The organism is Nocardioides sp. Root240 (genome assembly GCF_001428825.1).
In the GTDB taxonomy this organism is placed as follows: domain Bacteria; phylum Actinomycetota; class Actinomycetes; order Propionibacteriales; family Nocardioidaceae; genus Nocardioides.
Genome location: NZ_LMIT01000015.1, coordinates 206268 through 216402, shown reverse-complemented (window position 1 = coordinate 216402; position 10135 = coordinate 206268). Strand labels below are relative to the sequence as shown.

10 protein-coding genes are annotated in these 10135 nt (G+C 72.9%); 2 read left to right on the top strand and 8 right to left on the bottom strand.

Annotated features, from left to right (window positions below):
• A partial coding sequence (locus tag ASE20_RS25085; protein WP_200952911.1) for a hypothetical protein occupies window positions 1-597 on the bottom strand: 597 nt, incomplete at its 3' end.
• Window positions 594-1439, bottom strand: a complete 846-nt coding sequence (locus tag ASE20_RS22145; RefSeq protein WP_056896750.1) for a PP2C family protein-serine/threonine phosphatase — start codon at window positions 1437-1439, stop codon at window positions 594-596. The genes ASE20_RS25085 and ASE20_RS22145, both read right to left, overlap by 4 nt.
• Before the next feature lie 30 nt (window positions 1440-1469).
• On the opposite strand from ASE20_RS22145, the gene ASE20_RS22140 reads away from it, so the two are divergent.
• Window positions 1470-3764: a helicase-associated domain-containing protein gene (locus ASE20_RS22140; protein WP_056896749.1), complete on the top strand. Its 2295-nt coding sequence runs from the start codon at window positions 1470-1472 to the stop codon at window positions 3762-3764.
• On the opposite strand, the gene ASE20_RS22135 is transcribed toward ASE20_RS22140, so the two are convergent.
• Complete coding sequence (locus ASE20_RS22135) at window positions 3733-4512, bottom strand: hypothetical protein (protein WP_056896748.1); 780 nt, start codon at window positions 4510-4512, stop codon at window positions 3733-3735. The genes ASE20_RS22140 and ASE20_RS22135 overlap by 32 nt on opposite strands.
• 36 nt (window positions 4513-4548) lie before the next feature.
• Here ASE20_RS22135 and ASE20_RS22130 point away from each other — a divergent pair, with 36 nt between their 5' ends.
• Window positions 4549-6222, top strand: coding sequence for a DNA repair helicase XPB (locus ASE20_RS22130; protein WP_056896747.1), 1674 nt, complete (start codon window positions 4549-4551; stop codon window positions 6220-6222).
• Here ASE20_RS22130 and ASE20_RS22125 read toward each other — a convergent pair.
• The 5 genes from ASE20_RS22125 to ASE20_RS22105 all read right to left on the bottom strand — a co-directional run bounded on the left by ASE20_RS22125 (window position 6205) and on the right by ASE20_RS22105 (window position 10098).
• On the bottom strand, window positions 6205-6543 hold the full coding sequence (locus ASE20_RS22125; protein WP_263969866.1) for a Uma2 family endonuclease: 339 nt from the start codon (window positions 6541-6543) through the stop codon (window positions 6205-6207). The two genes, ASE20_RS22130 and ASE20_RS22125, sit on opposite strands and share 18 nt — an antisense overlap.
• Before the next feature lie 303 nt (window positions 6544-6846).
• On the bottom strand, window positions 6847-9186 hold the full coding sequence (gene lon / locus ASE20_RS22120) for an endopeptidase La (protein WP_056896746.1): 2340 nt from the start codon (window positions 9184-9186) through the stop codon (window positions 6847-6849).
• 71 nt (window positions 9187-9257) lie between these two features.
• Window positions 9258-9539 carry a DUF2087 domain-containing protein gene (locus tag ASE20_RS22115; RefSeq protein ID WP_056896745.1) on the bottom strand — a complete coding sequence of 94 codons (282 nt, stop codon included), beginning with the start codon at window positions 9537-9539 and terminating at the stop codon, window positions 9258-9260.
• A 49-nt stretch (window positions 9540-9588) separates the two neighbouring features.
• Window positions 9589-9900 (bottom strand): chorismate mutase, encoded by a 312-nt coding sequence (locus tag ASE20_RS22110; protein ID WP_056896744.1) that lies wholly within the window; start codon window positions 9898-9900, stop codon window positions 9589-9591.
• Window positions 9901-9915: 15 nt separating this feature from the next.
• A complete protein-coding gene (locus tag ASE20_RS22105) occupies window positions 9916-10098 on the bottom strand; it encodes a hypothetical protein (RefSeq protein ID WP_056896743.1) in 183 nt (60 codons plus the stop codon).
• Window positions 10099-10135 lie beyond the last annotated feature (37 nt).

Here is a 10135-nt window from a genome sequence, read left to right as displayed (position 1 = left end):
GACGACCGGCTCAGCGACGACCGGCTCAGCGACGACCGGCTCAGCGACGACCGGCTCAGCGACCGGGCCAGAGACCGGCTCAGCGATGGGCTCGGGCTCCGCGACGGCCGCCGGCGCAGCGGGCAGGACAGCCGGTCGGTCGACCCGGCCGACCCGGACCAGGCCGGTCACGACAGGGAGGTCGGCGGACTCGGCGGACTCCTCGGCACCGTCCACCGGGGGCAGCGCGATGCCGAGCGCGGTCACGCCCTCGACGCTGCGCTCCACCCACGTGTGGCTGGCCGCACCGTCGAGCTCGACCTCCTCGCCGTCGGCGGAGAGCGACGCGGTGACGCCGGCGCCGCGCAGCAGCACCCGCGTCGGGCCCTCGTCGGTGCTGACCAGCACGAAGCCGGGAAGCCGGCTCAGCCCGGACGCGAGCAGGCCGTCGAGCACCTCGTCGAAGGCGGCGCCGCCGTCGACCAGCGCCCACAGCGCGACGACCTGGTCCTTCTGCGACGCGGGCAGCAGCACGGTGGCGCTGGCTCCGAACACGGCGTACCAGTCGCCCGTCCGGTAGGACCAGGCGCCCGTCGCGCCGGTGGCGTTCTCGCTCACGGCAGTGCTCCCAACTTCTGCTCCAGGCTCAGCCGTTGCGCGTCGGCGTCGTACGGCTCTGTGTGCACCAATCCCACCACATCGACCACGACGGCCGTCGCGTTGTCGTGGCCGCCTGCTGCGACGGCGGCGGCGACGACCTTCTCGGCGGCGTCGCGCGGGTCCTCGTTGGCGTCGAGGAGGTCACGGATCTGGTCGTGCGACAGCATCCCGCTGACACCGTCGGAGCAGAGCAGCAGTCGCTCCGCCGCGGCCAGGGGCAGCAGGAAGTAGTCGGCCTCGCCACTGACGCCGCCCAGGCCCGATCCGCCGAGGGCGCGGGTGATGACGTTGCGGTTCGGGTGGGTCGCGGCGGCGGCCTCGGTGATCTGGCCGGCGTCGACGAGCTCCTGGACCATGCTGTGATCGACGCTGACCTGCTCGAGCTCGCCCTCGCTGAACCGGTAGGCGCGGGAGTCGCCGACGTTGGCGAGCAGCCAGACCGGCCCGGACACGGAGTCGACGAGCAGGGCGACCACGGCCGTCGTACCAGCGGAGAAGGTGAGGTCGGCACCGCCCGCGCGCTGCTCGGCGTCGAAGGCGAGGATCCGGTCCTGGACGGCCTGCAGGGTGGCGGCGACGACCTCGGCACCGCGCTCGGCGTCGTAGCCGTCGCTGGCGAGGCGGGTGAACTCCTCGATCACGATCGCGCTGGCGACGTCGCCCCGGTCGTGCCCGCCCATGCCGTCGGCGACGACGAAGACCGGAGGGTCGGCGAGGTAGGCGTCCTCGTTGGCCTCGCGGACCATGCCGACGTCGGTGGCGGCACCGTGGTGGAGCTCGACCTGCTGGAGGTGGTTCATGCGCAGCGGGCCCCCGGTAGTTTGGCCCCCGTGGAAGACGGACCGAGCGGGCACCGGTCGTTGGCCGACCAGCTGCGGTCGTGGTCCGACGAACGGCTGGGCCGCCTGCTCGCGCAACGTCTGGACCTGGCCACCCCTGCCCCTCACGACTTCGGTCAACTGGCGTCCCGTGCTGCGGTGAGGAACTCGATCGCGCGCGCGCTCGACAGCCTCACCCGCGGGGAGCTCTCGGTGCTTGATGCCCTCGTGGTCGCGGGCCAAACCAACGAATCCGAACTCGTCACGCTGGTCGACGCGGACCCCGCCTTCGTCGTGGCGACGGTACGACGGCTGGTCGACCTCGCGCTCGCGTGGGAGTCCCCCGAGGGACTCCGCCCGCTGAGCGTGGTCGGCGACTCGATGGTCGGTGGCGTGGAGGCGGGGGTCAGCGGGCTGCGGCCGCGCTCGGCCCAGCCACGCCCGGCCGCGGAGCTGCTCGAGGTCATCGCGGCACTACCGTCCGGCGCCCGCGCGCTGCTCGACCACGTGGTCGACGGCGGCAGCACGGCCAAGTCCGGCGCGGCGCGGATCGGGCTGCGGCCCGAGGACGCGGAGACCCCCGCCGAGCTGCTGATCGCCCACCGCCTGCTCGTCCCGGCCGGCTCGCTGCAGCCCGGACTGCTCGCGGTGCCCGGTGAGGTCGGGCTCGCGCTGCGCGGCGGCCGGACGACGACCGCGCCCGTGGACGTCGCACCCGTCGTCGCAGCGGAACCCCGCTCGGCCCGCCTTACGGGGAGCGCAGCCGTGGGCGCCGCCACCGACGTCGTACGACGGACGGGGCAGCTGCTCGAGTGGTGGGGTACCCGGCCGGCAGCAGCGCTGCGCACGACCGGGCTCGGCGTCCGCGAATTGCGGGCGACCGCCGCGCACCTCCAGGTCTCCGAGCCGGAGGCCGCGCTGGTCGTCGAGGTGGCGGCCGAGGCCGGCCTGATCGGCACCCGCGCCGACACCGACGGCAACCCGGTGTGGGTGCCGACCGACGAGTTCGACCGCTGGCGCGACCTGCCACCGGCCGAGCAGTGGACGGTGCTGGCCCGGGCCTGGCTGGCGAGCCCACGGCTGCCCTCGCTGGTCGGCGAGCGGGGTCCGGACCAGAAGCCGTGGAACGCGCTGACCCCCGAGCTGGCCGCGTCCGGCATGCCCGAGGCGAAGGCGATGGTGCTCGCGGTCCTGGCCGGGCTGCCCGAGGGCGAGGGCCTCGCTGCAGGCACCGGCCTGCCGTCCCTCGTCGCCCGGATCGCGTGGGAGCGGCCCCGCCGGCCCCGCACCCGCCCGGACCTGGTGGCCTGGGCGGTCGCCGAGGCCGCCGTGCTCGGCCTGACCGGGGCCGACGTGCTCTCGCCGTACGGCCGGGCGCTGGCGAGGGGTGAGGACCCTGCCCCGGTGCTGGCAGCGCTGCTGCCGCCGCCCGTCGACCACGTGCTGATCCAGGCCGACCTGACCGCCGTGGCTCCCGGCCCGCTCGAGCCCGACCTCGCCCGGCGGCTGCAGCAGGTCGCCGACGTCGAGTCGCAGGGCGCGGCGACGGTCTACCGCTTCACCCCCGCGTCGGTACGACGAGCACTCGACTCGGGCTGGACCACCGCCGAGGTGCACGCCTTCGTGCTCGCTGCCTCCCGCACGCCGGTCCCCCAGCCGCTGACCTACCTCGTCGACGACGTGGCCCGCAGCTTCGGCCGGCTGCGGGTCGGTGCGGCGACCTCCTTCATCCGGTCCGAGGACGAGGTCGCCCTGGCCGAGCTGGTCAACCACCCCCGCTCGGCGGGGCTCGGCCTGCAGCGCCTGGCGCCGACCGTGCTGGTCTCCTCGCTCCCCCTCGACCTGCTGCTCGCCCGCCTCCGCGAGCTCGGCACGGCACCGGTCGTGGAGGGGCCCGACGGCGTCGTCCGCGTGGGCGCCACCGAGGGCCTGCGCGCCCGGACCCCGCGGACCCGCGAGACCACCGACGCCGCGCGGTCGGCGGCCCGCCAGGCGGCGCACATCGCCACGGCCGTGCGTACCGTCCGCCAGGGCGACGAGGACGCCCGCTCCCGCCCCGCGTCGGCCTCGGCCCCCGGCGGCGGCGTGCTGTCGGCGCTGCGGGACGCGATCGAGCGCCGCGGCGCGGTCCTGATCGGGTTCACCGACAACCAGGGCGTGGTCTCCGAGCGGTCCGTCCAGCCGCTGGTCGTCGAGGGCGGTCAGCTCACCGCACGCGACACCGACGCCGAGGCCGACGACCCGGACGCCGAGCGCCGGTACGCCGTGCACCGGATCACGCGGGTGGTCCCGGTCGGCTCTGCCTAGCGTGTCGCCCGCCCCCGCTCCGCCGCGCGCGCACCAGGAGAGCGACGGCGGCCAGGAGTGGCATACCGAACAGCAACCACCAGGGAACCCCGAAGGCCAGGCCGATGAGAATCGCGGAGGAGTTCAGGATGAGGGCCGCCGGGACGAGCTGGACCGGATCGAACCTGACGTCTCCGACGGCCCACCACGTTCCCCACGCCGTCCGCGCGTGGCCCGCCTGCCGGAGCGCGGCGGCCTTCCGCACGGCGAACCCGAGCATTCCTGCGCCGAACGCAAGCCCGAACCCGACGTACGACAGGGTCAGCAGGACGCCCCGGCCCCCGCTGCCCCACGCCCGGACCAGCTCTCCGTCGGGGGTCCGCACCGCCACCACGCGAGCCTGGCCGACGACGTCGTCGGCGAGGTAGGCGGTCACCTCACGGCCCTCGAAGTCGTCGAGACGGAGCGAAGCGCGGAAGGTGACGTCGATGTCGAGGTGTCGGCCGTGCTCGGTCCCGTCGTCGACGACCACGGTGAAGTCCTGACCGAAGTCGCGCCGGTCGTAGTCGTCGTCGAGCACGCCGGTCACCTCCTCGAGGCAGCAGCCGTGGTCGAGGCGGCCGTCGGCGCGCAGGGAGAGGTACTCGTCGTACGCCAGGGCCGGGACCGCCAGCGCGCCGACCAGCGCCGGCACGAGAAGGAAGGCGGGGCGGGTCCAGAATGCGCGGCGCCAGAACTGCCACCAGCGCGGATCCCGCCCGTCCTCCATGGAAGGTCATTCAACCCCGTTCCGTAGGCTTGTCCGGTGAGTGACGGACCCCTGATCGTGCAGTCGGACAAGTCGCTGCTCCTGGAGGTCGACCACGAGCAGGCGGCCGAGTGCCGCAAGGCGATCGCTCCGTTCGCGGAGCTCGAGCGCTCCCCCGAGCACATCCACACCTACCGGCTGACGCCGTTGGGGCTGTGGAACGCGCGCGCGGCCGGCCACGATGCCGAGCAGGTCGTCGACACGCTGCTGAGCTACTCGCGCTACCCGGTGCCGCACGCGCTGCTGGTCGACGTCGCCGAGACGATGTCGCGCTACGGCCGGCTGCGGCTGGAGAAGCACCCGACCCACGGTCTCGTGCTGGCGTCGAACGACCGGCCGGTGCTGGAGGAGGTCCTGCGGGCCAAGAAGGTCGCGGGCATGCTCGGCAACCGGCTCGACGACGACACCGTCGCCGTCCACCCGTCCGAGCGCGGCAACCTCAAGCAGGCGCTGCTGAAGATCGGCTGGCCGGCCGAGGACTACGCCGGGTACGTCGACGGCGAGGCCCACCCGATCGAGCTGGCCGAGGACGGCTGGACCCTGCGGACCTACCAGGCCGAGGCGGCCGAGTCCTTCTGGCACGGCGGGTCCGGCGTCGTCGTCCTCCCCTGCGGCGCGGGCAAGACGATCGTCGGTGCCGCCGCGATGGCCGAGGCCCGCGCGACCACCCTGATCCTGGTGACCAACACCGTGAGCGCCCGGCAGTGGAAGGACGAGCTCCTGCGTCGTACCTCCCTGACGGAGGACGAGATCGGCGAGTACTCCGGCACGGTCAAGGAGATCCGCCCCGTCACCATCGCGACCTACCAGGTGGTGACGACGAAGCGGAAGGGCGTCTACCCGCACCTCGAGCTGTTCGACGCCCGCGACTGGGGCCTCATCGTCTACGACGAGGTGCACCTGCTGCCCGCGCCGATCTTCCGGATGACGGCCGACCTGCAGGCCCGGCGCCGCCTCGGCCTCACCGCGACCCTCGTCCGCGAGGACGGCCGCGAGGGCGACGTGTTCTCGCTCATCGGCCCGAAGCGGTACGACGCCCCGTGGAAGGACATCGAGGCCCAGGGCTGGATCGCGCCGGCCGACTGCATCGAGGTGCGGGTCTCGCTGCCCGACGCCTCCCGGATGGCGTACGCGACGTCCGAACCCGAGGAGCGTTACCGGCTCGCCGCCTGCACCCCCGAGAAGGTCAAGGTCGTGCGCGACCTGGTGACGCGACACGCCGGCCAGCCGACCCTGGTGATCGGCCAGTACCTCGAGCAGCTCGACGAGCTCGCCGAGGCCCTCGACGCCCCGATGATCACCGGACAGACCCCGGTCAAGGAGCGGCAGCGGCTGTTCAACGGCTTCCGGTCCGGCGAGATCGGCCTGCTGGTCGTCTCGAAGGTCGCGAACTTCTCGATCGACCTGCCGTCGGCCGAGGTGGCGATCCAGGTGTCCGGCTCGTTCGGCTCCCGGCAGGAGGAGGCCCAGCGCCTCGGGCGGCTGCTCCGGCCGGGTGAGCCGGGCCCCGACGGGGAGCGGAAGATCGCGCACTTCTACACGATCGTGTCGCGCGACACCGTCGACGCGGAGTTCGCGCAGAACCGGCAGCGGTTCCTGGCCGAGCAGGGCTACGCGTACCGGATCGTCGATGCCGACGACCTCGGTGCGCCGTCAGCGGACCAGGCGTGACGGGACGACGGTGACCTCGAAGGGCACCGTCGCCGTCCACTCCTCGTCGCCCGCGATCGACGCGACGACCTCGTAGCGTCCGTCGCGCAGCTCCCAGGCCGTCAGCGCGAGCCCCTCGGTCTCCGCGTCGACCACCCAGTAGGCCGACACCCCCGCCTGCTCGTAGAGGCGCTTCTTGACCGTCAGGTCGCGGCGGCGGGTGGTCGGCGAGAGCACCTCGACCGCAAGGAGCGGCGCCGTGTTGAGGCCGCGGTCATCGAGCCCTTGCGGATCCAGGACCAGCACGTCGGGCTGTACGACGTCGAACTCGCCCAGCACCACGTCGAACGGCGCCTGCGAGACGCGAAGGTCCTCGGTGCACCGGTATCGAGCAGCACGATCAGGCGCGTGACGGCGAGTTGGTGCCGCGAGCGGGGCGACGGTGACACGACGATCTCACCCTCGATGAGCTCGTAGCGGTTGCCGTCGTCCGGCATCGCGTCGAGGTCCTCGCGCGTCAACATCTCCACCGCGGCCATGCTCACCATCGTGCCTCACTTCCCGAGATGACTGAAGGTCCGTGCCGCCGATCATCCGCGGACTCCGCGGGATCGTCGAACACGGACCTCCAGCCTGTGGAGAACGTCAGGCCGCGGCCGTCGCGCCCTCCTGCGCCACCACCAGCGCACGCTCCAGGATCTCGGTCACCGCACCGACCGGGGTGATGGTCAGCGCCTCCAGGATCTCGGCAGGCACGTCGTCCAGATCGGGACGGTTGCGCTCGGGGATGAACACCTCGGCGACGCCCGCCCGCTGGGCGGCGAGCAGCTTCTGCTTCACGCCGCCGATCGGCAGCACCCGCCCGGACAGGGTGACCTCGCCGGTCATCGCGATGTCCGAGCGCACTGGGCGCCCGGTCAGCAAGGACACCAGCGCGGTCACCATCGTGACGCCTGCCGACGGCCCGTCCTTGGGTACGGCGCCGGCCGGGAAGTGCACGTGGATCGACTGCTCGAAGGCCGAGGCCGGGATGCCCAGCTCCGCCGCGTGGGAGCGCACCCAGGAGAGCGCGATCCTCGCCGACTCCTTCATCACGTCACCGAGCTGACCGGTCACCGTCAGGTCCGCCTTGCCCTCGGCGACCGACGTCTCGACGTACAGCACGTCGCCGCCCATGCCGGTCACGGCGAGGCCGGTCGCGACGCCGGGGACCGACGTGCGCTCCTCGAGGTCCGGGGTGAACCGCGGGCGTCCGATCAGGTCCTTCAACGACGCGACGTCGATGTCGACCCTCGAGACCGAGCCCGACGCGAGCCGGGCGGTCGCCTTGCGGAACGCCTTGGCGAGCAGCCGCTCGACCTGGCGGACGCCGGCCTCGCGGGTGTAGTTCGCGGCGATCTCGCGCAGCGCCTCGTCCGAGATGGTCACCTCGTCGGCGGTCAGCGCGGCCCGCTCGAGCTGGCGCGGGACCAGGAAGTCGCGGGCGATCGCGACCTTGTCCTCCTCGGTGTAGCCGTCGAGGGAGACCAGCTCCATGCGGTCCAGCAGCGCGGCCGGGATCGAGCCGATGTCGTTGGCCGTCGCGATGAACAGCACGTCGGACAGGTCGAGGTCGAGCTCGAGGTAGTGGTCGCGGAAGGTGTGGTTCTGCGCGGGGTCCAGGACCTCGAGCAGCGCCGCGGCCGGGTCCCCGCGGTAGTCGGAGCCGACCTTGTCGACCTCGTCGAGCAGCACGACCGGGTTCATCGAGCCGGCCTCCTTGATGGCCCGCACGACGCGGCCGGGCAGCGCGCCGACGTAGGTCCGCCGGTGGCCGCGGATCTCGGCCTCGTCGCGGACGCCGCCGAGCGCGACCCGGACGAACTTGCGCCCGAGGGCCGTCGCGACGGACTCGCCGAGCGAGGTCTTGCCGACCCCCGGAGGCCCCGCCAGCAGTACGACGGCACCCGAGCCGCGACCGCCGACGACCTCGAGCCCCCGCTCCGCACGGCGAGCCCGGACGGCGAGGTACTCCGTGATCCGGTCCTTGACCTCGTCCAGACCGTGGTGGTCGGCGTCGAGCACCGCGCGCGCGGCGGCGATGTCGGTGTCGTCCTCCGTGCGCACGGACCAGGGCAGGTCGAGCACGGTGTCGAGCCAGGTGCAGATCCAGCCCGCCTCGGGGTTCTGGTCGCTGGCGCGCTCCAGCTTGTCGACCTCGCGGAGCATTGCCTCGCGGACGGCGTCGGGGACGTCGGCCGCCTCCACGCGGGCGCGGTAGTCGTCGCCGCCCTCCGCGTCGCCCTCACCGAGCTCCTTGCGGATCGCGGCGAGCTGCTGGCGCAGCAGGAACTCACGCTGGTTCTTCTCCAGCGACTCGCGCACGTCGGCGTCGATCTTGTCACTGACCTCGGACTCCGCGACGTGGTCGCGGGTCCACTCGACCAGCAGCCGCAGCCGCTCACGGACCTCGGGGGTCTCGAGCAGCTGACGCTTGCGGTCGTCGGAGAGGTAGGGCGCGTAGCCGGCCGTGTCGGCCAGCGTCGCCGGGTCCTCGATCCGGGCCACCTGATCGGCGACCTGCCACGCCTCACGACGCTGCAGCAGGCCCACCACCAGCTGGCGGTACTCGTCGGCCAGGGCCTGCACGTCGTCGTCGATCGGGCCGGCGTCGGCCTCCTCGACCTCGACCCACAGCGCCGCGCCGGGACCGGTGACGCCGCTGCCGATGCGGGCGCGGCCGCCCGCCTTGAGCACGGCAGCGGGCTCGCCGCCGGCGAAGCGGCCGACCTTCTCGACGGTGGCCACGACGCCGTACGACGCGTAGCGGTCCTCGAGACGGGGAGCGACCAGGACACGGGTCGCCTCGCCGCTCTCGCGGGAGGCCAGCTGGGCGGCGTCGATGGCGGCTCGGGCGGGCTCGTCGAGCTCGACCCGCACCACCATCCCGGGGAGCACCACCACATCGGAGAGGAAGAGCACGGGGAGGTTGATCGGGTTCGTCATGAACCTTCCAATGCATTCCGGGTTGGGGATGTTCCGGCGTTCGCCGACGGCGAACCGGGGAACCCCCGGCGTCAGAGGTCGACCGTTCCCCCGCTGCGCCAGTAGACGTCGTCCTCGCGGGTCAGGAAGCCCTCGTCGACGAGGTAGCGGCGCAGCGCCGCATGGTCGTCGTGGACCTCGTGCAGCACCTCGTCGACCTCGCGCCAGCCGTAGCGACGGCCCGGCTCGAAGCGCTGCGCGACGTGGTCCAGCACCACCAGCCGCTTCGCGCGTCGGGTGGGCATGTCGACCAGGCGGCCCTCCGTCGAGAAGAACCGACGAAGGACCTCGGTGCCGTCGGGAGTGGGGTTCACCCCTCCTTTGCTACCACCGGAAGGAGGCGTGGGCGAGCGAGTTCCGGTCTCAGGCGCCGGTGTCCTCGGCGTCCTCGGCGAACTGCTCGTGGTTGCGGATGACCTCCGCGATGATCACGTTGAGGATCGACTCCGCGAAGTGCGGGTCGAGGCCGGAGCTCTCCGCCATCGAGCGCAGCCGGGCGATCTGCACGGCCTCGCGGGCCGGGTCGGCGGGCGGCATGCCCGCGCTCGCCTTGAGTCGGCCGACCTGCTCGGTGCACTTGAAGCGCTCGGCCAGCAGGTGCACGAGGGCGGCGTCGAGGTTGTCGATGCTCGACCGGAGTCGGTGGAGCTCGGCCCGGGCGTCGTCAGCACTCACGAGTCGAATCCTGCCCTAGTCCGCCGCCGGGTTCGACCTCGGGAGCAGCTCCCGGACGACGCCGACCAGGTTGAAGGCGATGACGACGCCGGCCAGGACGGTCATGAGCCGGTCCGGATCGCCGGTCCAGAGGACGAGGGCTGCCGCCAGGACAACCACGATGTGGAACGCGAGGCGGCGAGGGGATCCCGAGATCATCGTCCGATCCTAGGATCCGAAGTCCCCCCGCCCCCCA